Here is a 22,950-nt window from a genome sequence, read left to right on the forward strand (position 1 = left end):
GGGGAAATTTGATGACCAACATCAGCTGCATACTGTACCCGCCGACGCTAGATTATTATTACCTGGTGCAGAGGCCGCAGCATTTGATGCAAAGCTTTGCCCGTCTAGGCATAAACTGTTTTTATCTTAATAATCCCCAGCCTCAAAGCAAGGTCGTAAGAGGTATTGATAATGTAATTCCTAACCTCTATCTTTTTAATAATGTCGATCCTGCGCCCTACCTTAAAGATGTAAAGCCCGTAGTATATTATACTTCGGCGGCTCAGGCTGATTTAGTCTTAAGGTATAATCCTTCTTTAGTTATATTTGATAGCGTAGATGATCCCAGTGATGAGTTTGCCGCCTGGCTCCCTTTTTATGAAAAGGCAGTAAGCACAGCTGATATAGTGCTTACTACCTCGGATAAACTGTTTGCAAGAGCCAGTAAGCTGAATCCTTCTACCTATCTTGTTCCTAATGGATGTGACTTTGAACATTTCTCCCGTTGGGATCTGCCGGTTCCGGATGATGTTGCCAATATAAAACGTCCGGTTATAGGATATGTAGGCGTAGTAGCCACCTGGGTAGATTTAGAGCTGGTTGCCAAGCTGGCAGATGCTTTTCCGGAGTACAGCATAGTTATGGTAGGACCTTTATATAATGTTACCAGGGTGCCTTACCGGCCTAATATTTACTGGATGGGCTATAAAGATTATAAGGATTTACCCCTTTATGTTCGGGTATTTGATATAGGGATAATTCCTTTTAAACAGACAACTATGGTGGAAGCAGTAAATCCCATAAAAATGTGGGAATATATGGCATCAGGCATTCCGGTGGTATCAACTTCCCTGCCTGAAGTCCAAAAATACGGGGATTTAATTTATACGGCAGCAACCCATGAACAATTTATAGAGATGGTAGTTAGAGCCCTGGCTGAAGATAGCCCGGAAAAGAGGGAGAAGAGGATTTTTACTGCCCGGCAAAATTCATGGATGGTAAGGGCGAAGCAGATTGTAAAAATTATTGAAGAAAAGCTGACAGAAAAAGAAATAAAAAGGGAGGAAAAGATTAATCCTTCTTATGTTGCGGCCTTAGCTGAAAAGATTATGCAAGATGCTCCCCAGGATATCTCCTATTTGCCGGCTGTTTCCGGTTTTGGCGGTCGGCTTAAAGTCGGACGCAGGTGGCGCATAAAGCTAACCACCTGGCCTAACCTGTATGAACGGGGAAAAGTGAATCGTTTTTATTTTTCCCGGGAATTAAAAATAAATATAATTAAAGGACCTGCCTTCTATTTCCGGAACGAAAGGGGTTAAAGGGTAAAATTGAAGGTTATGATAGGCTGTCCGGTGCGGAACCGGGCCTGGATTTTACCTCGTTATCTTAAGGCTCTGGAAGCTATGGATTATCCACTCGAGGCACGAGAATACTGTTTTATAGTCAATAACTCGCTTGATAGTACCGAAGATATTCTCAGGCAGTTTGCTATGTATGCCCGTGCTCCCGTAAAGATAGTGCTAGTTGATTTTGACCATCCGGGAGGAGATAAAAGAGGAGAATACAGCTTCCGGAGACTGGCTTATTTGCGAAACCTTCTGCTTAACCAGTTTATGCTTTCCGCTTGTTCCTACCTTTTTTCAGTGGATAGTGATATAATTGTTCCTCCTCATGCCTTATCTGCTCTTATCAGCCATGCCTGTGATATAGTTTCTGCTCTCGTTCCCAATGGAGAGTTAAGAGGAGGAAAAACCGTTTTTAATATCTTGAGAAAGGAAGAGAATGGAGGGTATGTGCATATAACCGATTTTCCCCGGGATAAAATCCAGGCGGTTGATGTAACAGGTGCTGCTTATCTTATCCATAAAAGGGTGATAGAAAAGGGGGTAAGGTATTCTGATTTGTATGGAGCTGAGGATATAGGATTTTGTGAAGAGGCAAGGCGGCTGGGATTTACCATTTTCTGCGACCCCCGTGTGGAATGCGAACATGTTATGAGATGAAAAAAATATTTTCCCTTCCTTGGGGAGTAACACTTTGGTTTCGGGTTTCATAGTATATCCTAGAAATCTAGAATTAAAGTTTTAAAAACTGCGTAGAGCAGGAAAGGGTAGATAATAAGGAGGGGAAAGTACATGAATCGCGATGGGCTTAAGTGTGAATTTCCGGAAGGTTGTATGCTTGATTTGTGGGCTAGGGTCATAAAGGCAAAATATGTAGCCAAACAGGTGCAGATTTTAGATACTTCTTTTTGTGTACCTGAAGAACAGGTGGGAGGAAAGATCTGTGCGGTAGAAGATATAAAGGTTAAAGTTATAAATGCCTCCTCAGAAATCCTCTTTCATCGGGTAAGAATGGTGATTGATTATGAAGTAATAATGTTTGTAGTCGTTGATGGCGAATATCAGATAGTAACAGTCAGTGACAGATATGAGCAGAATATAGAACTAGATGAATTTGACCCGCCCCTTACCATGGAAGAATTCCGGGAAGAAATTGAACAGTCTGAAGTCATTCTTAAGAACTGGTCTTTTGACTTCGAAATTAAAGGTAGCTGTGAAGATCCGGGCAATCCGTGCAATTTAACAACCCCGGTAGCTGGAACCTGTATAGGCTTAAAGGTATATGTAGACATAATCAACAAATTGGGCAAAATGCATGATGTAATAGTATATGGAGAAATTGAGCCCGAAGATTATCTTATCAAATAGGTGAGAGACTAGAGCTATGCTCGGCAATTAAGCCGGGCATTTATTTTGCAACAAAGGGGAGAAAGGGGGGATGGTATTGTCAAACATTAAAATAAGCCGGGAAGAGAAAAATCGCATGCGCCTCAAACTGGAGGAAATAGTAAGTATGATGAAGGAGATGGAAAAGAAAATAATTGTTTTTAATGAAAATACCGAAACAGAGGAGTACCGTAAATTTTGGCAAGAGCTTTTGGAAAACAACCGGAGTACAGTTAGAAAAGTTACTAATTTTATGGTTAGAAAATGCAACCGCTGAATTTAGATGATCTAGCCGGGGAGCTAGGGAAAATCAGGAGGAGAAAGAGGAGAAAAAGATGAAAAAACTGGGGGTAGCTTTAGGGGGAGGAGGACTTAAGGGATTAGCTCATATCGGGATATTGCAGGTTTTACATGAGAATAAAATCCCGGTTTCTTTTATAGCTGGAACCAGTGCGGGAAGCATAGTGGCGGCTCTTTTGGCGGCAGGGGTTTCTCCTTATGCTATGGAAAAACTAGTTTTAAATTTGGATAAAAGTGATTATATGGATTATGACCTTAAAGGGCTTTTAAAGTATGTTTTTTCTTTATATATTCCCGGATTTCAGGCTTCTTTAAGTGGATTTATAAAAGGGGATAAAATAGAAAAACTGGTGTATAAAATGACCGGAGGCAAGAAGTTAGATGATGCGGTTATGCCTCTAGCTATAATTGCCTGTGATATAGACAGTGGACGCGAAGTTATTTTTACCAATCAAGATTTAGTGGGTATAAATAAAAATATAACCGTAGTAAAGAAAGCATATCTGAGCCAGGCGGTAAGGGCCAGCATATCTATACCGGTAACTTTTATTCCGGCAAGGCTAGAAGGGATGCAGCTGGTAGATGGAGGTATTAAGGAAATAATCCCGGTCGGGGTAGTAAGGAGAATGGGGGCAGAATATGTATTATCCGTAAATTTAGGGCGTGCGCTATATGATACACCGGTCCAGGGTATGGAGCAGATCATAAAACGGACTTTGAGTATTTTGGTTTATGAAACTTCAGGTGATGTTCTGGAATATTATTCGGATATGGTTTTATCTCCCCCGGTTCCGGAAATAGGTTTAGGAGATATAAAAAAAGCGGCTGCCCTAATCCGTATAGGAAGGAGGACCATGAAGCAAAAACTGGCCGAGCTCCAGGCGGGACTTAATGAATAGAGATAGTAACAGAAAAGGCATTATTTACATATAATATCCACAAAGCATAGATTTTGCCGGGGGATACCGAGAGAGGAGGTTAAAATGGCCACCGATAAGTTTGAACACGCCACTTTTTATTTGACCAAAAAGCAGGTTGAGGATATAAAGCGTTTGGCCCGGGAAAAGCAGATTTCCCGGAGTGCCCTGGTCAGAATGATAATAAGGGAATATATAAACCGCGAGGAGGAAAAAGAAAAGTAGTCTTTTTTAAAAACCGATGGGGATAAAAACAGCCTAGGGGGTGATAATCTTCGGGCTGTTTTTATTTGCAGGAAATTACTAAATAAATTTGACATTATTATAAAAATGCAATACTATAAATATAGTAAACTAGTTAAATAGTGCACTAGAAAGGAGGTGAAAAAATGGATTTTGCTGCGGATAGACCTATATATATGCAGATTATTGAAGATTTTAAACGCAGGATGATAAGAGGAGAGCTTAAAACAGGTGATAAAATTCCTTCGCAAAGGGAGTATGCTCAGATGGTAAGGGTAAATCCCAATACGGTGCAGAGAGCTTATCGGGAGATGGAAAATATGGGGTTGGTGGAAACATTGAGAGGGCAGGGTACTTTTGTAAGGGTGGAAGAAGAAATGCTGATGGCTATGAAAAAAGAAATGGCAGAAGAAATAGCTGAACGATTTGTCCGCGAAATGAAAGATTTAGGTTTTGATTATGAAGATATAAAGATGCTGGTAGAAAAATTTTTACATAAAGGAGGGCAATCAAATGATTGAATTTAGTCAGGTTACTAAGCAGTATGGAAAGGTTAAAGCTCTAGATAGTATTAGCTTTAGTTTGTCTAAAGGTAGAATAATAGGCCTTTTTGGGCCGAATGGTGCTGGTAAGTCAACTGCTCTTAAGCTGATAGCAGGTCTCAGCCGTCCTGATCGGGGAAAGGTAGAAGTTGACGGGCAAAATCCTCAAGCAGCTAAGAGTAAAATTGCTTACCTGCCGGAAGTTGATTATCTCTATCCCTGGATGACTATAGAAGGGGCAGCTTGTTTTATAAAGGCTTTTTACCCGGATTGGGACGAGCATAAATATAAAGAGCTTATGCATTTTTTAAACCTGGAGCCAGATATGAAGATAAATAAGATTTCTAAAGGGCAAAGATCTAAAGCCAAGCTGCTTTTGGCAGTATCCAGGAGAGCTTCTTATCTCCTGCTGGATGAGCCGCTTTCCGGCGTAGATATTTTAAGCAGGGAAGAGATAATAAATACCCTTATCCGCGATTACCGGGAAGGTGAACAAACCATTGTAATAGCTACCCATGAGATTGGAGAAGTCGAAAATTTAGTAGATGAAGTGGTATTTGTAAAGAGAGGGAAGATAGTTCTTAAACAGGAGGCGGAAGTGATAAGGCAGGAAAGGGGAAAATCCCTAGTAGAAACAATGAAGGAGTTGATGAAAGGTGAGTAAGGTTGGTATGTTTAAAAACCTTTACCAAAAAGAAATGAGATGTCTGGCTGTTGATATAGGAGTTACATTAGGGATTATAATTTTAATGACTGTATTTGCTTTTTCCCGGGGCAGTTTGGGCCATGGGTATATTGTTGTTCCCGTTTTTCTTATGGCAGGATTAGCAGGGTTTATGCCTATTATATCTTCTTTTCGCATTTTTAGTGGGGAATGGAATAATAACATTATATATTTAACCCTTTCATTACCTGTAAAAGGGGAAATGGTCTTGGGAAGCAAAATGTTGGCTATACTTACCCAGTATGTCTTAGGAACTCTGCTTGTGGCATTGAGTGGCATTCTACTGGGGTTTTACATGTGGCCGGGTTTTTTTCAGCTTTTAAAATTAAATTACAGCTATATACCCTGGGGTTTTTATCTTTCTTTGTATATGCTGGGTATAGCTTTTTTTACCTATCTGGCAAGCCTTAGTTTTTTTAGCCAAATATTAGGAAGGATGGTGCCTCGTTTACAAAACCTGGCTACTTTCTTTATATTCCTGGGCTTATGGTGGGTGATAAAAAAGGTTGATTTTTATATAGCTCACATACTTTCACTGGATAAAATTTTTCTCCTTACACCAGATAAAATATGGCTCAATATTTTTTCCTGGTCCTTTACTATTTTGCTCATTCAGGGGCTACTGATTTTTGCGGCGGCAGTTATGGTATATAATCGAAAAATAGAATTATAGAGAGAAGCACCACGGGGAAGAACCGCGTGGTGCTTTAGTAGGCTAGTCGTGCAGCATGCGGGTGGCAAAATCTATTTCTAAACCCAAGAGGGCTCCGCTGAAAAAGAGCTTATGGAAAAAGTCATAATGCCTTTTTTTCTTTAACCATCCGGTTATATGGAGTTCTCTCGTGATAAAAGGTTCGATATATTCTTTATAAAAAGCGTCAAATATTTTGCCGGGCATTTTGCGCACTCCGATATTGTATTGCCTTAATACCCGATCAGTTCTTAAAATGCGGCTGGCCCACTCTTTTTCTACCCCTTGCATTTCTATGCGGGAAAAGTTTTTTTCCCGGCACGGCTCGGCTACCAGAAATAGATGGACGATAAAACCTAAAGAAACAGTCTGCTCCAGCATATGCCTTATTTTTTTCTTTTTTTCCGGGGAAAGAGACTCATCTTTTTTCGCTTTGAGATAGCGCTCAGGATAGCACATGTAAAGTTTTACCTGCGCAAAATGGGGCAGATCTTTTTCCCCCATAAGGACATCTACATAATTATTAAGGGAGGTTTCCCCGATGAGGGCAACATCTTTGACCATAGAGCGCAGGTGAGCATAGCGGGAAGTAAAGAAAAAGTTTTTCGGGTTGGTTGCCTTGTGGCACATATCCTGGTAAATCTTTTCCAGCGTATCAAATTCTGTTTTAAATTCCATGATCTGCTCCTCACTTTACCTGAAATTAATTCTGCTTTTTGCTGTAAATAGTTATGAAGTTGTGTAACATCTGGTGTCCGGCCTGAGAGAGGATAGATTCCGGATGAAACTGCACTCCTTCCACCGGCAGGCTTTTATGCCTTATGCCCATAATTTCCCCTTCTGCGGTGCGGGCGGTTACGATAAGGTCTTCCGGGACACTTTCCGGGTCTATAACTAGTGAATGGTAGCGGACTACTGTCAGCGGATTAGGAAGCCCGGTAAAAACCCCTTGGCCGTCATGATATACCGGGGAAGTTTTACCATGCATCTGACGCCAGTTGACTATGATTTTAGCTCCGAAAACCTGGCCGATAGCCTGATGACCCAGGCATATGCCGAAAATAGGAATTTTCCCGGCCAGTTTTTCTATTACTTCCAGGCTCACCCCGGATTCATTGGGAGTGCAGGGGCCAGGGGATATGAATATATGATCAGGATCAAGCTCTATAATTTCTTTTAAGGTTATTTCATCATTGCGTTTGACGATTACTTCCTGTTTGAGTTCCTGTAGATATTGTACCAGATTATAGGTAAAGGAGTCATAATTGTCTATCATGAGTATCATAAAAAATTCTCCTCCTTTTTTTACTTGTAAGATACCTTAAAAAACAATATAATTGTAGTGGAAAATTGAAAAAGTATCAATGGACGCTAATAGCTGGGATGCGAACCAGCACATACTTAGTATGTGCTGGTTTTTTATTTTAGAACCAAAGGAGAAGGAGGAGTTCTCTTGTATTTGAGAAAGCTTAATCTGAAATGTGATTTATGGAGTCTTTATGCCCGCTTAAACCGGAAAAACAGTTTCTTTTTGGACAGCAGCTTGCGGGATGATGATGTAGGGAAGTATTCTTTTATGGGTTATGATCCGGTTTTGATGGTACGCAGCCGGGGAGATATTATCGAATACCGGGAAGGAAAAAGTTTTAAGAAGGTTAAAGGCAATCCCTTATCTTTTGTGGATAAGGTTTTAAAGGCTAACCAGGATTTGCGGGGGCAAAAATCTCCCTTTCCTTTTGCCGGAGGCATCGTAGGTTATTTTTCTTATGACCTCAAAAATATGATAGAGAAGCTGCCGGTTAAAAATATTGATGATGTAGGGGTTTATGACCAGTACTGGGGCGTTTACGACACTTTTGTGGTCGAAGACCACCGGAATAAGAGTCTCTGGCTGGCAGGATATGATATAGAAAAACTAAACCGGATGGAGAAAGAATTGGAAGAAATAGCGGCTATAAGAAATCCTTTTGAGGAAGGTGCTTATATAGGGGAATTTAAGGCTAATTTTTCCCGGGAAGAATATGTAAAGGCGATTGCCAAAGTACGCGACTATATAAGACAGGGAGATATTTACCAGGTAAACTTGAGCCAGCGGTTCAAGTTTGAAGTAAAAGGAAGCAGCCGCTATATATATGATGTGATAAGAAGGATAAGCCCGGCTCCTTTTGCTGCTTTTTTAAGCTATGAGGAATTTGAAGTCCTTTCTATATCACCGGAAAGGTTTATTTTAATCGCTGGTGATTATATTGAAACCAGGCCTATAAAAGGTACCCGCCCCCGCGGCAGAAATCCGGAAGAAGACAGAATGCTGAGAGAAGAACTGGCTTGTAGCATAAAAGATAAAGCAGAGCTTTTGATGATTGTTGATCTGGAACGCAACGACCTGGGAAGGATAAGCCGTCCGGGGACAGTTAGGGTGCCGGAACTTTTCCGCATAAAAGATTATGCTACTATATTCCATCTTGATTCTATAGTTACGGGAAGGTTAAAACCGGGTATAACTTATGAGGAGATATTAAGGGCAACTTTCCCCGGCGGTTCCATAACCGGAGCTCCTAAAATAAGAGCCATGGAAATAATCGAAGAATTAGAACCGGTATGTCGGGGAGTTTATACCGGGTCTATAGGCTATATAGACTACCGGGGCAACTGCGATCTTAATATAGCTATAAGGACTATGGTGATAAAGGATGGCTGGGGCTACTATCAGGCGGGAGGCGGGCTTACGATTGATTCAGATCCCGAAATGGAATATGAAGAAACCTGGCACAAGACAAAATCTTTAGTTTTAACCCAAAAGGAGGTAAACCGGAGTGCTTGTCTGGTTTGATGGCAAGGTAATCCCGGAAGGGGAAGCAGGAGTAGGTATAAATACACCTTCTTTTCGCTATGGACAGGGCTTTTTCACTACTACCCGGATTGAGGAAGGGGTGCCGCTGTGGCTTAATGACCATATAACAAGGCTTAAATCTTTTTTAGAGGCTTTTTCTTTTCCTGTTTTCCCGGAAGAACCGGTAATAAAGGCTGCCCGGCTTATACCTTTTGTGAACGGCATAAGCCGGGGCGTTTTACGGATAATAGTTTTCCGGGAAGGGGAAAAAGCTAAAGTTTGCGTTATGGGTGAAAGCCTGGAATTAAAAGATATGATGCCGGTTAAAATAACTCTAGCCCCTTTTCGCCGGCATTCCAGTCAGCCTTTGTTGAGGGTAAAAAGCCTTAACTACTGGGAAAACATCCTGGCTTATGAGGAAGCAGAGAGGAAAGGCTTTTATGATGCCCTTTTTTTTAATGAAAAGGAAGAGGTGTGTGAGACCTCCCGCTCTAATATTTTTTGGGTTATTAATGATACAGTTTATACCCCGCATATAGACTGCGGTCTTTTGCCGGGGATAGCCAGGCAAAAGGTGCTGGAAGTTCTTAAAAAGGAAAACCTGAAAGTAAAAGAGGGTAGCTTTAAGCAGGAAGAATTAAAAAAAGCAGGAGAAGTCTTCCTTACCAACAGCCTGCGGGGAATAGTGCCGGTTGGAGAAATAGACGGAGTAAGCTATCAAGGCGAAGGAGAGATGGTTTCCTGGCTTAAGCGTAAATTAGAGGAAAAGATGCAGGAATATGTGAAAACCTATCATCGTTAGAATAAAAAAATAACAGACACCACTTATTCCTTTAAGTGATGTCTGATCTCGGGGGGGGGAATTAGAAAGTGTATAGTAAAATTGCATGTGGGGAAAAGCCACTGCAAACCTTACAATTGATATTGTAATAACTTTCACAATAAGTGTCAATAAAAAAACCTTAAATTTAACAAATTTTGCAATTAGATATTTTTTTATGCCTCATGAATATTACTTATGGGCTAATATCTTAAATGGTATATTAAAGGATTTAAATTTCAAAAAATTTAGAATGTAAATACTCTATTGTGCGCCGAAGGTGGTTTTAACTTCCGAAGGATAGGAAAGAATTTTTATCAGTCTACTTAAATAATATTTCCGGCATTTAGCCGCCAGGGCAAATATCTTCATATTCCTTCTGCTTTGGCAATTCTAGTATGCTCCTGGTTAAATATGCCATTTTGCGACCAGGCTCCTTTCTTTATAGGGAATATTTTTAGGACAACGGAAAGAAGCGCCAGCCTTGTAAAAATATTTTTCCTATGGTAAGCTGAGCCTAAAGGTAGGGTTGTATATTTGTAGGAGTGGAATATGAGAAAGGGATGGTAAGGTATGAAAAAAAGCAGGTTATTTTTAGGGATGATACTGGGGTTGTGGATGATAGCCTGGTGGTTTACGATGGCTACTTTTGTGCAGGCTGTGGATACAGCCCAGCTTGACTCCAGCATTCAGTTCATAAGGCCAAGTGGTAATATTGCTATAATTGGAGGGATGCAGTATCCTGTGCAGTGGGATGCTAGCGGCTCTATCAGCAGTGTATCTCTTTACTACGAGAGTCAAGACGGATGGACTTTAATTGATACGGTTTCAGGCAATCCGGGATCTTATCTCTGGAATGTGCCGACTCCGCCAGGACATTATATCGATACGAGATTAAAACTGGTAGTATGCAAATCATCATGGCAAGGAATACCGCCTATGCTGGTATTACGTTATTATTATAACACTTCTGATCTGGTCCGCATTGCAAATCCCCATTATGTTTTTCCCCCCAATAATCTGAACGCGGAAGCTTTATCCAGCACCTCTATTAAACTCACCTGGAATGATAATTCAAGCAACGAAACCGGATTCGGGATCTTGCAGATAGGAAGTGGAGGAACCTTAACTAAGATTGCTCAGGTAAATGCCGACACTACCTCCTATGTGGTGGAAGGGCTTGCTCCTGCCACCGAATATTCTTTTAGTGTTTATGCCTTTAACCCTCATTATGCATCATATCCCAGCAATATAGCTACGGCAACTACTCTGAGCGAGACAGTTATCCCTACTCCGCCGGCAAAACCGTCTGACCTTGCAGCTACCCCTCATGGCAAGGAGGCGATTTATCTTAGCTGGACAGATAATGCGACAGATGAAACGGCATTTATAATAGAACGCTCCCTTTATCCGGATCGTGACTTTACGGAAATAGCCCTGCTTCCTGCCGATACTATTGCTTATAAAAATACCGGACTTAATCCGGGAACCTTTTATTACTTCCGGGTCAAAGCGAGGAACAGTGCCGGTGATTCAGAATACTCCAATATAGCCGGGGCCCAGACTCTAGCGGAAGTAGAGCCGCCGCCAGCTACAGAGGCGGAAGAAGGTATAGAAACACCATCATTACCAAAGTCCATAGTTCTGCGCTTTTATATTGACAGCCAGAAGTATTATGTAGATGATCTGCCGGCTGCCTTAGATACGGCTCCCGTAATCCAGAACCGCCGAACCCTCTTGCCTATCCGCTATGTTGCCGAGCCTTTGGGGGCCGAGGTGGGATGGAGCCCTGACGAGCAGAAGGTCACTATCCAAATGGGGGATAAAAAACTGGAGCTGTGGATAAACCAGAATACTGCCCGGGTAAACGGGTTTAATAAATCCATCGATCCGGACAATTCCCGGGTAACGCCCATAATTTTGCCCCCTGGGCGCACCATGATGCCCCTGCGCTTTATTGCTGAAAATTTGGGGTGCCAGGTTGACTGGAACGAGAGCACGAGGGAAGTGCGCATAACTTATAATGAGCCGTAAACATGATACTGTAAATATTAGAATTTTTGTTGATTGCATCTTAACCGTAACAGACAGGCTTATTGCAAACATCCCTGCATCTTAAGGTAGGTGCAGGGATGTTTTTTGCATAACCGGAAATGACGATAAACAGGTAGAAAGCGGATACCGGCTTTATATTTAAGGAGCATGATAGTTAAAATTCTGATTATTAATTTAAAAACTGATAAATAGTAAAATTTAAACCTAGAAATTGCTTAAAAAAATAGGACTTATTTATTATTAAAAAAATCTTGCTAAAATTAGCAAAATAACAAATAATTATTTTCGAATGTGATAAAAAAATTTTATAAGGCCATAAAAAATGCGGATTTTCGACATAAAAAACAAAAAAGATAATCCCATAAAATAAAAATAATGATTAATAGTTATGTTATGCAGCAGGAGGATTTGGTAATGAAAAATTATCGGCATCCAGCCATTGTGGTTATAAATCTAGCCGTTTTATTTTTACTATTATTGCCAGCCAAGGCGGTAGAATTAAATGGAGTAAGTTTAGGACCTACTATAGTTGATAAGACGGTAAGACCGGGTGATTTTTTTGAGCAGGAATTTGAGGTGAAAAACAACGGTTCAGAAGAGATGAAGCTGGAGGTGTATATACAGGATTACCGCATCCAGGGAAATAAATGGGAAGAAGTAAAAAATCCGGATATTCGCTGGTCTCCTATGAAGTGGGCAACGATTATCAGTGCTCCGGAAAAGGTGGGTCCAGGGGAAAAAGGGAGGGTGAAGATTCGGTTTGATATACCGGAAAATGCTGAACAGGGAGAACATGTGACATATTTTAGCGCTAAGTTTATACCTGTTTTGGATCCCCAGGATAAGCAAACTACCGGTATAAGTGTTGCTTCGGAGATTCGCGCTCTGGTTTATATCAAGGTTACTGACCTTCTAGGTAACCTCGATCTTCGCCCCGGCTGGCATATAGATAAGGCAGGCACCAATTTCTGGCATTTTTCGCCACCTGTTTTTACTGTTGCTGTGACTAATACCGGAAATGTCCACCTCGAAGTAACAGGAAATATTGTTATTGAAGATGTTTGGCGAAGCCAGAAAACGGAGATTGCTATACCCAGATTTAATGTACTGCCTGAGCAAAACAAAACTATGCTTGTTAAGTGGGATGAAGCTCCTGTTGTAGGTTATTTTAAAGGTAAAATGCTTTTAACTTATGATGGGGAAAACTTTATCCCCAGCCAGTTTTCTTTTATAGTGATTCCGCTGCTTACATTGCTGGGCATTTTGCTTGTGGCGGGAGGAGGAATTTTAGCTATAGCCTTCTATATAGCCAGTTTGAGAAGAAGGCTTAAAGAAGCAGAAGAAAAGATTAAACGCGGAGACTAGAGATTTTTTATATAAAAAAACTATGCCTAAAGGAAGGAGGTGAAAGAGAGTGAAAAAAATGAACAAAATAGTCGTAGTTTTTGTGATGCTGGGATTGCTGTTATCTACAGCTGGCATAGTTCAGGCTGCTACCCTGGCTATAACTGCTAATGTACAATCGGTATTAAATCTGGCTCTTAACCCGACTACCATGAATTTTACTGATGTAGTACCTGGAGTTCCTACCGATCCGCAAATCCTTACGGCAACTACTACCGGAAACGGATCCTATCAGCTTACGCTGCAGGGAGCAGCTTTTACAGGCCCAGCAAGCCAGCCGGCTTCTGTTCTCCAATTCAAGGAAACAAGTGCTTCTACTTATGTATCAGCAACTACCGCTGCTATAAACATGCTGGCAAGCCCTTCAACAGCTACTAACGATGGAGATCAGAAGACCTTCCATATACGGCTTAACTTCCCGGCCCATGCACCGAATGGAACTTACAGTGCAAACATCACCATAACTGCTGTCCCACAATAAAAAAATTAAAATGCTCCTGGCAAGTGCTGTGTTGTTTGGGGAATAATTTAAGTAAACACAGCACTTGCTATTTTTATAATAATATACTTTTTACTATAATATAAAGTAAGATAAAATTTATCTTCGTATATAGCTGACGTTTTTGGCTACTCTGCCTGATGAAAGGGGGAGGACATATGAAAAAATATATTTCGGTTTTTATTATTGGTACCTTGATCTTATTTTTGCCGCTTTCAGCATGGGGAGCTAATTTAGCTGTGGTAGCTAATATAGAGAGGCCTGATGTTTTAGAATTAGGTCCTAGCATGCTCAGTTTTGAGGATGTTCATCCTGGCATTCCTACTGAACCCAAAGCTTTTAATACGATTTGCTATGGTAATAATCAGTATATGCTTACTATCAGTGGGACTAATCTATCAGGACCTGCAACTTTGAGTGCCAGTGTGGTTCAATACCGGGAAGCTGGTATGAGTAACTGGTTTGTTAATAGCACTGCTCCCCAGAATTTATTGACTTCACCTGCCATGGCTACTCCGGAAGGAGATGTAAAAGAGTTTGAAATAAGGCTTGTAGTTCCTCCCTCTGCTTTAAATGGAACTTATGTAGGGCAAATCATAATCACCATGGTACCTCAATAAAGGTTATGTTCTTCAAGCCGTAGTTTTTGGGGCTGCAGTATCTTTACGGACGAGATGCTCTAAAATACCCCTGTTTCTTGCTTTAGCCGGAAACAGGGGGATTTTTATCTGGAAAATGCGAAGATCCGCTTGTATCTTTACATGTTTATTCTTAGGATAACCAGGACAGTTTGCTTATTAAAAAACCCCCGCTTTTACCGTTTAAAAAAAGAAAATAAGGAAATAATTTAAACAAGGAGATTAATAGGGGGAGATAAATTAATGCGCAAACTAGCAAGTTTAATAATTATTGCCGGATTAGTTATAGCAGGGATGCAGGTTAAAGCCGGTGGAAAGCCGCTGGAAGATAGTGTACTGAGGCTCCATGTAGTTGCCAACAGTGATAGCATAGAAGACCAGGCCTTAAAAATTAAGGTCAAAGATGAAATTGTCAGGTTTATGCAGGATGAGTTTAGAGAGGCCAAAACCGAAGAGGAAGCAGTTTTAATAGCTAAAGAAAATAGACAGGAAATAAAAAAGATTGCTTTGAAGGTAATTAGAGAAGAAGGTTTTTCCTATCCGGTAGAGGTCTATGTTGATAAATTTGAATTTCCGGTTAAGTCTTACGGCAACCTGGTATTTCCCGCCGGAAGGTATGAAGCGGTAAAGGTAGTTATAGGAGAGGGAGAAGGGAAAAACTGGTGGTGTGTGCTTTTCCCGCCCCTGTGCCTGGTTTCTTCTTCAGATAAAGGGCTGAGTTTTGATTCTCCGGAAGAAGCCAGGGTTACTTTTAAATGTCTGGAACTCCTGCCCCGCGGGGTAAAATTAGGTGGACCGGAAGAAGGGGAAGTTATTAAGGCCAGGTAAAAATAAAATTTTTCAGCATGATAACCCTAAAATTAATAGATATTCCATCATTCCCCCTTAAAGCAGGGAAAGGTTAACCCTTCCCTGCTTATTACTTTATATACATATACTGGTTATAGCTTTTAGTTATTATAAAAATAAAATTAATATATTAAAAATGTAAAAAAACAGATTGAAGTCATGAAAAAGAATTATATAATGTAATTGGGTTTTATAAGCATACATTAGATTTTTAATTAATATCAATTATATTGGTTGGGATTAAAATCCCTCTGCAGCGAGAAAGGATGATAAGTGATGTATAAGATGGAAGTAAAAGGCCTTAGTAAGTCTTACGAAGTAGAAGGCAAGAGGCATATAGTTTTAGAAGATATTAATTTAAAAATTATGGAAGGGCAATTTGTAAGCCTCTTAGGTCCTTCTGGCTGTGGAAAAACTACTTTGCTTACTATAATGGGCGGTTTTCAAAGGCCAGACCGGGGAGAAGTTTTTTTAGAAGGTAAAAAAGTGGAAAAACCAGGTCCGGAGCGGGCATTTGTTTTTCAAAATTATGCTTTGTTTCCCTGGATGACAGTAAAGGAAAATATCCTTTATCCCTTAAAAAAACAAAGAATCTCCAAAAAAGAACAGGATGAGCGGCTGGAAGAACTCCTTAATTTAGTCAACCTTAAAGGAAAAGAAAATTTATATCCCCATCAGTTATCGGGCGGTATGAAACAGAGAACAGCAGTGGCACGGGGATTAGCCCCCAGGCCGCAGGTTTTGCTTATGGATGAGCCGCTAGGGGCCCTTGATTTTCAGATGCGCAAAACTATGCAGGAAGAAATGGAGCAGATTTTTATAAAAGATAAGACAACAGTTATCATGGTAACCCATGATGTGGAGGAGGCGGTTTATTTAAGCGACCGGATTATAGTCATGTCAAGCGCCCGGGGAACGATAATTGAAGACTTAGTTTTAAATGATGAACGCCCCCGTAACAGGATGTCATCTGCCTACCGGAGCAAGGTAAATTATCTGATGGAAGTGCTGCGCAGGGCAGTTAAAGGTGAATTTAATAAGGAAGGGGGAATAACGGAAGAAGAGCGCCGCTGCCTGGTGGTATAAGAGATGATTCTGAATAAAAATCAAGGAGGGTTTAATGATGAAAGTTGCTTATGTTTTTTCTTCGCCAAACAGCCAGAAAATTCTGAAAAACATGATTATACCGCAGATTATGGAGGACAGGCATGGGGTCGAAGTAGTAGGCATGTTCTTTTTTATGGATAATACTTTTTTCCTTTTAAATGGTACCGAAATGGGGGAAAGCCTGCAGAAACTGCATGAAAAAACAGGGCTTCTCCTCATGGCATGTGATCAATGTGCTTATGAGAGAGGGATTGCAGACCAGATTATACCTGGAGCATCTATCGGATGTTTCCCGCATCTTTATGCTTCTCTGGGCTCTATCGGTGTAGATCAGGTAATTACCCTTTAAGTTACAGGTTTTTAATGGAGGTGAGGATTATGGGTAAAGTTGAAATTGAATTTATAAATACCTGTTCCTGCTGTGCCAGTTATGAAGAGATGATCAAAAAAGCAGCTGCCCCTTATAAAGACCAGGTTAACCTCAAGTTTTATGCGGCAGGAAAAGATATGGACTATATACGCAAATACGGCATGGTAAGCAAAGGAACCATGATTATAAACGGTAAAAAGAAGTATGACCAGCTTAATCAGGAGATTATTGAAAGGGCTATAAAAGAGGCGGTAGAGGAGCAGGGTTAAATGTTTGTTTTTCAGTTTGTGGAGAAGGTTTTGTATGCAAGTTTTGAACTTTTAAAAGGGGCTTCGGTATGGCTGGTTATAAGTTTTATACTGGCTGGAATTTTGCATAATATATTGAGCCCGGAAAAACTGCAGGCTTCTTTGGGCAATAAAAAATTTTCTTCTCTGGTGAAAGCAGCCTTATCTGGTTTTTTGCTTCCCATATGCAGCTGTGGGGTAATACCTCTGGGATTGGGCCTTTATTATTCAGGTGCTTATTTAGGGCCGACCCTGGCTTTTATATGTGCAACCCCTATTATCAATCCGGCAGCTGTTCTCCTGGCTTACGGCCTTTTAGGGCCTCAGATTGCCACCATCTACCTGTTATGCGGTTTGCTGATTCCCATAGGGATAGGGTTTTTAGGCAATCTCTGGGCGGGAAATGAACTTAAAGCCCCGGGGATAGAGGAGCAGGAAGTCAGGGTAAGCCTGGAAAGCGGTGAAAAAATAAGCCTTAAGCAGAAGATCATAACCGGAGTGCAGTGGGGTTTTTTAGACCTGGGAGCTATGGTGAGCAAATGGGTAATAATAGGTATGCTGCTGGCAGGCTTTATAACTGCTGTGGTGCCGCCGCAATTTATCAAAGGCTATTTAGGTGACCCGGGAATTATATCTATAGGGGGGATAGCCCTTTTAGGAGCAATAATGTATGTTTGTGCAGTAGGGCATATTCCTTTTGTTGCTGCACTGGTAGCTAGCGGGGCAGCTCCCGGTATAGCCATAACTTTTTTGATGACCGGGGCGGCTACCAATCTGCCGGAGCTTTTGAGCATAGGCAAAATGATAGGGAAAAGAACAGTCTTTATTTATTCTTTGAGTATGGTCTTATTTTCACTGGCAGCTGGATATATAGCTAATCTTCTGCTTTTGCCTGATTTTGTGCCTTTTTTTGACCTTTCAAAAGGGCAGGAGGCTGTAAATCTGGCCAATAAGCTGATTTTTTCTTCTGCTCCCTGGATGCAGTATACCTGTGCCTTTCTAGTTATTGGATTGGCTCTTTACCACTACTGGCCGCGGATAAAAGTATTGTGGGTTCAGGAGGAAACTGCATGAAAGGGAAAAATGCCATAAAAGTGGCTTTGTTTCTTATAGCCTTAATTTTGGCAGGCAGCCTGCTCAGTAAATACCATGCCTCTAATGAAGGAAGGCAGGTTGGGGATTGGCCAGAGGCACTGAGGGAGTGGCAGGAGGCGAATCCGGGTAAAGAAGTGGTAGTGTGGGCAGAAGGCGATCTTGATGGTGATGGGGCTGAAGACCTGGTTATAATTTACCGCCAGCATAAGAAATGTTTTACCCGGGTACTGATTAGGAAGGGTAATGATTACCGCTTGTTAAGAGATATGCCGGCACCAGTTGAAAATCAGCAGATACAATTCAGGGATATTGATAATAAGCCTCCCGTTGAGCTTATTATCAGCGGTACCAAAGGAAGTGAGGTGGGATATGCTATTTACCGGATAGAGGAAGAGGGCCTTATCGATTTGTTTGCAGAAAATATGGATAACTGTTGTTAATCATAACTGAGGAGGAGATTTTCTTGAAAAGGAATTATAAATGGCTGACATTATTATTGCTTCTGGTTTTTGCCGTATCTATTACAGGTTGTGGTGGAACTAAGCCGGCAGCAGAAGGAGGAAAAGATGATTATGTAGTTAAGCTTGGCTATTATAACTGTGACCATATGATTGGGGCTGTGGTAGGAGAAGCAGCTGGCATCTATGAACAAATGGGGCTTAAGGTAAAGCTGTTTGGCAATGGGAAGGTTCCCCAGGCTATGGCAGCAGGACAGATGGATGTTGGTTATATAGGAACGCGGGGACTTATGGCCTCCAGGCCGAAAGGAGCACCCATAAAGGTAGCTGCCAACAACCATATAGGTGGTTCGATGTATCTGGTAGTCGCCAATGATATAAAATCACCCCAGGATCTTATTGGGCAACCTTTAGGTATTGGCAATGAACCGGAGAAAAGTGAAGATTGGCCGGTATATGCCAAAACTTTAGGAATACCGGTAGAAGGAAGCAATTACAAATGCATAGAGTTTGACTCAGACCAGGCAGCTTATCTGGCTCTTAAGACCGGGCAGATAAAAGGCTTTACCTGCTGTGATCCCTGGGCATCCATGGCGGAATATGAGGGAACCGGTTATATTATGGCTACTTATATGGAAATGATGACAGGTGATGAAAAACAGATGGGATCCTGCTGTGTTTATTCCATGAATGAAAACTTTAAAAAAGAACATCCTGAATTAGCCAGAAAAATGGTGCAGGCTCATGTGGAAGCCTTGAAATATGTTTATACTCACCCGATCAAATCTGCCCGGATATTTGCCGAGTATTACCATGTTCCGGAAGAGGTTGCCCTCAGGACTATTTATAAGAAGTGTGTAGCAGAAGGGCGGACGCTGACCTGGAAAATAGACGAGGGGCAGATGAGGTTTGCCATGAAGGTTTACCAGAATGAAAAACTTATGGATGAAGTGCCTGCTTATGAAGATGTTATTGATATAGAATTTTATAAGAGCTGCAATCTGGAAGATTTTGATAAATTTATAAAAGAAAAGGTTGACCCCGTATTCCCGGTGGGGATGAGCTATGAAGACTGGAAAAAGAAGGCTAAGGAAATTGATGCTTAAACATTTCCATTGTATGCAGTATATCATGAGGGGCAGAAGGTCGAAGAAGCATCTTCTGCTTCCTTTTTTGCTGATTATTTTTATGCCCTTTTTAGGAGGTTGCCAGAGCAAAGCCCACGATTTTCTGGTTATAGGAGTACCTGATGATGCCGGAGGCCTTATAGTAGAATATATGATAGCTAATAAGCTGCCTGGTTTAAAGGTAGAGGAGCGGTTCGACATGTATGCGATAAAAGATTGCTGCAGCAGTACTTCCGCCTGGGCTTTATCTAGCAGCGAGGTAAATATGGCTGTAATTTGTCCTGATGCAGCAGAAGACCTTATAGCCAAAGATGAGCGTTATGTTATTGTAGGCCCGGTACTGGCTAACTCAGACTTATTTGTTTTGGGCAGGGAGCAGAATATTAAAACCATAGGCTATACCCAGAATCGCTGGTATCAAAAAGACTTAATCCATAAGAAATGGAAGGGGGTAAGGCCGGTTCCCCTGCTTTCTACTGCTTTGCCTTATGCCCTGGAAAAAGGGGTGGTAGACGGAGTAGTTATTGATGTAAGCAAGTGCCAGGGGATAAAAGGAACCCTAATGCCTGTTTATGAGGAAGGGCAAGATGTGATTACTTATGTTCTGGTAGCTAACAAAGAAGTTCTGAACCTAAAGGAATTTAAAGAGATTATGCAGGCCTGGGATAAAGCAGCCCATGAACTTAATGAGGTGGAAAAATTAAGTGCTTTTTTACAACAAAATGTCTCGAATGGAGATGAAACCAAGGGGGTGGAAATTGAAATATGGAAAAAGGCGGGAGTGAAATTTTTATCCCCTCTGTCAGATCAAAAGTAGTGAAAAGGGAAAAAGCAGTTTCTTTTTTCTATATGCTTCTGACCCTAGTTCTATTTATATTAGTCTGGCAGATGGCAGCATTAAAATACAATAGTGAACTTTTGCTTCCTACTCCTTTAAAAACGGCGGTTGCTTTATATGATGCGGTAAGAGACCCCTGGATCTTAAAAAATCTTTTAATCACCTTAAAGCGGGTTTTGCTTGGTTTTTTATATGCTTTAGCCATTGGGGTGCCGCTGGGCTATCTGATGGGATATTCAAAAACGGTTTTGCAAATTATGGATCCCCTGATAGGTTCACTGCGGCAGGTGCCGATTATGGCCTGGGTGCCCTTAACGATAGTATGGTTTGGTCTGGGGGATGGGCCTACGGTATTTCTGATTGCTTTTTCCGGGGTTTTTCCCATCATTTTAAATACTATTGCCGGGGTTCAGGGCATAGATAGGGATTATTACCATGCAGCACGCAGTATGGGGGCTAAACCCTGGCATATCTTTTCCGATGTTATTTTTCCTGGATCACTTCCTGATATAATGACCGGAATGAGGATAGCTGTCGGGGCCGGATGGATGTCAGTTATCTGTGCTGAATTTATAGCAACAAGTGCCGGGTTTGGTTACGCTATGGTGGAAGCACAGACGCGTATGTATACGGATAAATTGATAGCCCTTATGATTATGGCAGGTATAGTAGGTTACCTTATCGATCGCTTGCTTTTATTCTTAAACATCCGGCTTATAAAATGGAGATATGTCGCTTGATTTTTAACCGGGCACCTGATTGGGCAGCTAATTTAGCCAAATCAGGTGCCATGGTTTTTTATTTATGAAAAATTTAAGCCAAAAAGAGTTTATAATATAATAATATAAATACTCCCAAAGGAGCAGTAGATATGGCAGAACATATATATATAGAAGCACCGGCCAAGGTGAACCTTTTTTTAGACATAAAAGGCAAACGGGATGACGGGTATCATGAAATCCAAACTGTTATGCACCTTATAGATTTGAAGGATGAAATAAGAATAAGTTTAAGAGATGAAGGGATTAGGGTAAGATGCAGCGAACCTTTTATCCCTCAAGGGAGTGAAAACCTGGCTTATAAGGCAGCGGCGATTTTTTCAGAGAAATGCGGTATTAGAAAAGGAGTAGAAATTTATATTGATAAAAAAATACCGGCTGGAGCAGGGTTAGGCGGCGGCAGCAGCGATGCAGCAGCTGTGCTTAAAGGGCTTAATAATCTGTTGGCCTGTAATGTACCCCATGAAGAGCTGGCTCTCTGGGCAGCCGAAATTGGCTCTGATGTGCCTTTTTTTATTTGGGAAAGGACGGCTTTAGCGGAAGGAAGGGGAGAATTGATAAGCCCGCTTAAAAGGGAAAACCTGCTTCATATGCTGCTTGTAAAACCGGACTTTTCTGTTTCTACTCCGGAAGCCTACCGAAATTTTAAAAAAGAAGAAGTGAAAATGTCGCGCGATCTCAAGGCTTTTCTTGCAGCCTGGGAAAATTATGATATTATTAGTATAGCGGAAAATATGATAAATGTTCTGGAAATGCCGGTTATAAAACTCTATCCGGAAATTGCCGGCATAAAAGATGATTTAAAAAGAGCCGGGGCTTTGAATGCCCTTATGTCCGGCAGTGGATCTGCTGTTTTCGGTATTTTCAGGGAAGAAAAAGAGGCCTTAAGGGCGTACAGCTTTTTGCAGGGAAAGTATCCTTTAGTTAAAGTGGTTACATCATATATTCGAGGTGATGAGTGATGGAAGAAAGAAGGCTCAAACCGGTTAATCTTGATTCCTATAAGCCGCTCAGGGAGCTGGTTTTGGAAGCGATAAGGGAAGCTATTATAAACGGCACTTTAAAACCGCGGGAGAGGCTGATGGAAATTCAGCTGGCGGAAGAGCTGGGAGTATCCCGTACTCCAGTAAGGGAAGCTTTGCGCAAACTGGAGCTGGAAGGGTTTATTGTCATGGTTCCGCGCAAAGGGGCTTATGTAGCTGACCTTTCTTTTAAAGATATTGCTGATGTTTTCGAGATAAGGGCAGCTCTAGAAGCACTGGCTGCCGGGTTGGCTGCTGAGCGCATTACGGACGAGGAACTGGAAGAGATGGAAAGGCTGCTGGTAGAGAAGGCAGAGGCGATTGCCGCTAATGATATGGAGAAATTAATTGAGGTAGATACTAAATTTCATGATGCTATTTACCGGGCCAGCCGCAATGAAAGGCTCTACCATATTATAAGCAATCTGCGGGAGCAGATTCAGAGATTCAGGACTACTTCTCTTGCCTATCCGGGAAGGATGAAGCAGTCGCTGGATGAACACCGGGGTATTGTGGAAGCTTTGCAGGCTAGGGATATACAGCTGGCCAGGAATCTAGCCCAGGAGCATATTGAAAACGCAGAAAACAGCATGTTAGAGGCGATAAAAAAGGACGGCTTTCCTATGCATGATTAATGGAGGTAAGCT

General features: G+C 41.4%; 28 protein-coding genes. 26 read left to right on the forward strand and 2 right to left on the reverse strand.

Going from position 1 to position 22,950, the window contains the following annotated elements; all coding sequences use genetic code 11:
• Positions 1–11: 11 nt before the first annotated feature.
• The 9 genes from BUB92_RS00810 (at position 12) to BUB92_RS00850 (ending at position 6,107) form a co-directional block, all read left to right on the forward strand.
• A complete protein-coding gene (locus BUB92_RS00810; RefSeq protein WP_073088975.1) occupies positions 12–1,298 on the forward strand; it encodes a glycosyltransferase in 1,287 nt (428 codons plus the stop codon).
• Positions 1,299–1,316: 18 nt separating this feature from the next.
• Complete coding sequence (locus tag BUB92_RS00815) at positions 1,317–1,982, forward strand: glycosyltransferase family 2 protein (RefSeq protein WP_242938968.1); 666 nt, start codon at positions 1,317–1,319, stop codon at positions 1,980–1,982.
• Positions 1,983–2,114: 132 nt separating this feature from the next.
• Positions 2,115–2,690 (forward strand): hypothetical protein, encoded by a 576-nt coding sequence (locus BUB92_RS00820; RefSeq protein ID WP_073088978.1) that lies wholly within the window; start codon positions 2,115–2,117, stop codon positions 2,688–2,690.
• Between the two features lie 76 nt (positions 2,691–2,766).
• Complete coding sequence (locus tag BUB92_RS00825) at positions 2,767–2,985, forward strand: hypothetical protein (RefSeq protein ID WP_073088980.1); 219 nt, start codon at positions 2,767–2,769, stop codon at positions 2,983–2,985.
• 58 nt (positions 2,986–3,043) lie between these two features.
• The gene (locus tag BUB92_RS00830; protein WP_073088990.1) at positions 3,044–3,907 is read left to right on the forward strand and encodes a patatin-like phospholipase family protein; all 864 of its coding nucleotides are present in this window, start codon (positions 3,044–3,046) and stop codon (positions 3,905–3,907) included.
• 84 nt (positions 3,908–3,991) lie between these two features.
• Positions 3,992–4,150, forward strand: a complete 159-nt coding sequence (locus BUB92_RS11205) for a ribbon-helix-helix protein, CopG family (protein WP_084728245.1) — start codon at positions 3,992–3,994, stop codon at positions 4,148–4,150.
• Between the two features lie 164 nt (positions 4,151–4,314).
• Positions 4,315–4,689, forward strand: coding sequence for a GntR family transcriptional regulator (locus BUB92_RS00840; RefSeq protein ID WP_073088992.1), 375 nt, complete (start codon positions 4,315–4,317; stop codon positions 4,687–4,689).
• Positions 4,682–5,374, forward strand: a complete 693-nt coding sequence (locus tag BUB92_RS00845) for an ABC transporter ATP-binding protein (RefSeq protein ID WP_073088994.1) — start codon at positions 4,682–4,684, stop codon at positions 5,372–5,374. The genes BUB92_RS00840 and BUB92_RS00845 overlap by 8 nt, the downstream gene beginning before the upstream one ends.
• Positions 5,367–6,107 (forward strand): hypothetical protein, encoded by a 741-nt coding sequence (locus BUB92_RS00850; RefSeq protein WP_073088996.1) that lies wholly within the window; start codon positions 5,367–5,369, stop codon positions 6,105–6,107. Before BUB92_RS00845 ends, BUB92_RS00850 begins: the two co-directional genes overlap by 8 nt.
• A 42-nt stretch (positions 6,108–6,149) precedes the next feature.
• Here BUB92_RS00850 and BUB92_RS00855 read toward each other — a convergent pair whose 3' ends face one another.
• Both BUB92_RS00855 and BUB92_RS00860 read right to left on the reverse strand, forming a co-directional pair.
• Positions 6,150–6,803 carry a hypothetical protein gene (locus BUB92_RS00855; protein ID WP_073088998.1) on the reverse strand — a complete coding sequence of 218 codons (654 nt, stop codon included), beginning with the start codon at positions 6,801–6,803 and terminating at the stop codon, positions 6,150–6,152.
• A gap of 25 nt (positions 6,804–6,828) precedes the next feature.
• A complete protein-coding gene (locus BUB92_RS00860; protein ID WP_073089000.1) occupies positions 6,829–7,410 on the reverse strand; it encodes an anthranilate synthase component II in 582 nt (193 codons plus the stop codon).
• A gap of 168 nt (positions 7,411–7,578) precedes the next feature.
• On the opposite strand from BUB92_RS00860, the gene pabB reads away from it, so the two are divergent.
• The 17 genes from pabB (at position 7,579) to BUB92_RS00955 (ending at position 22,938) form a co-directional block, all read left to right on the forward strand.
• Complete coding sequence (pabB, locus tag BUB92_RS00865; protein WP_073089001.1) at positions 7,579–8,955, forward strand: aminodeoxychorismate synthase component I; 1,377 nt, start codon at positions 7,579–7,581, stop codon at positions 8,953–8,955.
• Positions 8,939–9,757, forward strand: a complete 819-nt coding sequence (locus tag BUB92_RS00870; RefSeq protein ID WP_073089003.1) for an aminotransferase class IV — start codon at positions 8,939–8,941, stop codon at positions 9,755–9,757. Before pabB ends, BUB92_RS00870 begins: the two co-directional genes overlap by 17 nt.
• 591 nt (positions 9,758–10,348) lie before the next feature.
• Positions 10,349–11,809 carry a stalk domain-containing protein gene (locus BUB92_RS11210; RefSeq protein WP_084728246.1) on the forward strand — a complete coding sequence of 487 codons (1,461 nt, stop codon included), beginning with the start codon at positions 10,349–10,351 and terminating at the stop codon, positions 11,807–11,809.
• A gap of 435 nt (positions 11,810–12,244) precedes the next feature.
• The gene (locus BUB92_RS00895; protein WP_073089006.1) at positions 12,245–13,195 is read left to right on the forward strand and encodes a COG1470 family protein; all 951 of its coding nucleotides are present in this window, start codon (positions 12,245–12,247) and stop codon (positions 13,193–13,195) included.
• A 49-nt stretch (positions 13,196–13,244) separates the two neighbouring features.
• Positions 13,245–13,715 (forward strand): hypothetical protein, encoded by a 471-nt coding sequence (locus tag BUB92_RS00900; RefSeq protein WP_073089008.1) that lies wholly within the window; start codon positions 13,245–13,247, stop codon positions 13,713–13,715.
• 176 nt (positions 13,716–13,891) lie between these two features.
• On the forward strand, positions 13,892–14,353 hold the full coding sequence (locus BUB92_RS00905; protein WP_073089009.1) for a hypothetical protein: 462 nt from the start codon (positions 13,892–13,894) through the stop codon (positions 14,351–14,353).
• Between the two features lie 261 nt (positions 14,354–14,614).
• On the forward strand, positions 14,615–15,199 hold the full coding sequence (gene spoIIR / locus BUB92_RS00910) for a stage II sporulation protein R (protein WP_073089011.1): 585 nt from the start codon (positions 14,615–14,617) through the stop codon (positions 15,197–15,199).
• Positions 15,200–15,496: 297 nt separating this feature from the next.
• A complete protein-coding gene (saoA, locus tag BUB92_RS00915; RefSeq protein WP_073089013.1) occupies positions 15,497–16,306 on the forward strand; it encodes an ABC transporter ATP-binding protein SaoA in 810 nt (269 codons plus the stop codon).
• Positions 16,307–16,343: 37 nt separating this feature from the next.
• Complete coding sequence (gene saoD / locus BUB92_RS00920; RefSeq protein WP_073089014.1) at positions 16,344–16,676, forward strand: DsrE-related protein SaoD; 333 nt, start codon at positions 16,344–16,346, stop codon at positions 16,674–16,676.
• A gap of 29 nt (positions 16,677–16,705) precedes the next feature.
• On the forward strand, positions 16,706–16,966 hold the full coding sequence (saoT, locus tag BUB92_RS00925; RefSeq protein ID WP_073089016.1) for a thioredoxin-like (seleno)protein SaoT: 261 nt from the start codon (positions 16,706–16,708) through the stop codon (positions 16,964–16,966).
• Complete coding sequence (gene saoE / locus BUB92_RS00930; protein WP_073089017.1) at positions 16,967–18,058, forward strand: efflux transporter SaoE; 1,092 nt, start codon at positions 16,967–16,969, stop codon at positions 18,056–18,058. It abuts the gene before it with no gap.
• The gene (gene saoC, locus BUB92_RS00935) at positions 18,055–18,519 is read left to right on the forward strand and encodes a Cys-Cys-COOH (seleno)protein SaoC (protein ID WP_073089019.1); all 465 of its coding nucleotides are present in this window, start codon (positions 18,055–18,057) and stop codon (positions 18,517–18,519) included. The genes saoE and saoC overlap by 4 nt, the downstream gene beginning before the upstream one ends.
• A gap of 23 nt (positions 18,520–18,542) precedes the next feature.
• A complete protein-coding gene (gene saoX / locus BUB92_RS00940; protein WP_073089020.1) occupies positions 18,543–19,643 on the forward strand; it encodes an ABC transporter substrate-binding subunit SaoX in 1,101 nt (366 codons plus the stop codon).
• A complete protein-coding gene (gene saoB / locus BUB92_RS11295; protein WP_143156824.1) occupies positions 19,603–20,481 on the forward strand; it encodes an ABC transporter substrate-binding (seleno)protein SaoB in 879 nt (292 codons plus the stop codon). Before saoX ends, saoB begins: the two co-directional genes overlap by 41 nt.
• The gene (saoP, locus tag BUB92_RS00945) at positions 20,430–21,242 is read left to right on the forward strand and encodes an ABC transporter permease subunit SaoP (protein ID WP_073089022.1); all 813 of its coding nucleotides are present in this window, start codon (positions 20,430–20,432) and stop codon (positions 21,240–21,242) included. Before saoB ends, saoP begins: the two co-directional genes overlap by 52 nt.
• 131 nt (positions 21,243–21,373) lie before the next feature.
• A complete protein-coding gene (ispE, locus tag BUB92_RS00950; RefSeq protein ID WP_073089023.1) occupies positions 21,374–22,243 on the forward strand; it encodes a 4-(cytidine 5'-diphospho)-2-C-methyl-D-erythritol kinase in 870 nt (289 codons plus the stop codon).
• Positions 22,243–22,938: a GntR family transcriptional regulator gene (locus BUB92_RS00955; RefSeq protein ID WP_073089025.1), complete on the forward strand. Its 696-nt coding sequence runs from the start codon at positions 22,243–22,245 to the stop codon at positions 22,936–22,938. The genes ispE and BUB92_RS00955 overlap by 1 nt, the downstream gene beginning before the upstream one ends.
• Positions 22,939–22,950 lie beyond the last annotated feature (12 nt).

The sequence above is a fragment of the Thermosyntropha lipolytica DSM 11003 genome, from assembly GCF_900129805.1.
Classification (GTDB): domain Bacteria; phylum Bacillota; class Syntrophomonadia; order Syntrophomonadales; family Syntrophomonadaceae; genus Thermosyntropha; species Thermosyntropha lipolytica.

Excerpts from the sequence above, each read along its gene's own strand:
- BUB92_RS00810 (WP_073088975.1), top strand. The coding sequence starts at position 12 with ATGACCAACATCAGCTGCATACTGTACCCGCCGACGCTAGATTATTAT.
- BUB92_RS00815 (WP_242938968.1), top strand. The coding sequence starts at position 1,317 with ATGATAGGCTGTCCGGTGCGGAACCGGGCCTGGATTTTACCTCGTTAT.
- BUB92_RS00820 (WP_073088978.1), top strand. The coding sequence starts at position 2,115 with ATGAATCGCGATGGGCTTAAGTGTGAATTTCCGGAAGGTTGTATGCTT.
- BUB92_RS00830 (WP_073088990.1), top strand. The coding sequence starts at position 3,044 with ATGAAAAAACTGGGGGTAGCTTTAGGGGGAGGAGGACTTAAGGGATTA.
- BUB92_RS11205 (WP_084728245.1), top strand. The coding sequence starts at position 3,992 with ATGGCCACCGATAAGTTTGAACACGCCACTTTTTATTTGACCAAAAAG.
- BUB92_RS00840 (WP_073088992.1), top strand. The coding sequence starts at position 4,315 with ATGGATTTTGCTGCGGATAGACCTATATATATGCAGATTATTGAAGAT.
- BUB92_RS00845 (WP_073088994.1), top strand. The coding sequence starts at position 4,682 with ATGATTGAATTTAGTCAGGTTACTAAGCAGTATGGAAAGGTTAAAGCT.
- BUB92_RS00855 (WP_073088998.1), bottom strand. The coding sequence starts at position 6,803 with ATGGAATTTAAAACAGAATTTGATACGCTGGAAAAGATTTACCAGGAT.
- BUB92_RS00860 (WP_073089000.1), bottom strand. The coding sequence starts at position 7,410 with ATGATACTCATGATAGACAATTATGACTCCTTTACCTATAATCTGGTA.
- BUB92_RS11210 (WP_084728246.1), top strand. The coding sequence starts at position 10,349 with ATGAAAAAAAGCAGGTTATTTTTAGGGATGATACTGGGGTTGTGGATG.
- BUB92_RS00895 (WP_073089006.1), top strand. The coding sequence starts at position 12,245 with ATGAAAAATTATCGGCATCCAGCCATTGTGGTTATAAATCTAGCCGTT.
- BUB92_RS00905 (WP_073089009.1), top strand. The coding sequence starts at position 13,892 with ATGAAAAAATATATTTCGGTTTTTATTATTGGTACCTTGATCTTATTT.
- spoIIR (WP_073089011.1), top strand. The coding sequence starts at position 14,615 with ATGCGCAAACTAGCAAGTTTAATAATTATTGCCGGATTAGTTATAGCA.
- saoA (WP_073089013.1), top strand. The coding sequence starts at position 15,497 with ATGTATAAGATGGAAGTAAAAGGCCTTAGTAAGTCTTACGAAGTAGAA.
- saoD (WP_073089014.1), top strand. The coding sequence starts at position 16,344 with ATGAAAGTTGCTTATGTTTTTTCTTCGCCAAACAGCCAGAAAATTCTG.
- saoT (WP_073089016.1), top strand. The coding sequence starts at position 16,706 with ATGGGTAAAGTTGAAATTGAATTTATAAATACCTGTTCCTGCTGTGCC.
- saoE (WP_073089017.1), top strand. The coding sequence starts at position 16,967 with ATGTTTGTTTTTCAGTTTGTGGAGAAGGTTTTGTATGCAAGTTTTGAA.
- saoC (WP_073089019.1), top strand. The coding sequence starts at position 18,055 with ATGAAAGGGAAAAATGCCATAAAAGTGGCTTTGTTTCTTATAGCCTTA.
- saoB (WP_143156824.1), top strand. The coding sequence starts at position 19,603 with ATGAAGACTGGAAAAAGAAGGCTAAGGAAATTGATGCTTAAACATTTC.
- saoP (WP_073089022.1), top strand. The coding sequence starts at position 20,430 with ATGGAAAAAGGCGGGAGTGAAATTTTTATCCCCTCTGTCAGATCAAAA.
- ispE (WP_073089023.1), top strand. The coding sequence starts at position 21,374 with ATGGCAGAACATATATATATAGAAGCACCGGCCAAGGTGAACCTTTTT.
- BUB92_RS00955 (WP_073089025.1), top strand. The coding sequence starts at position 22,243 with ATGGAAGAAAGAAGGCTCAAACCGGTTAATCTTGATTCCTATAAGCCG.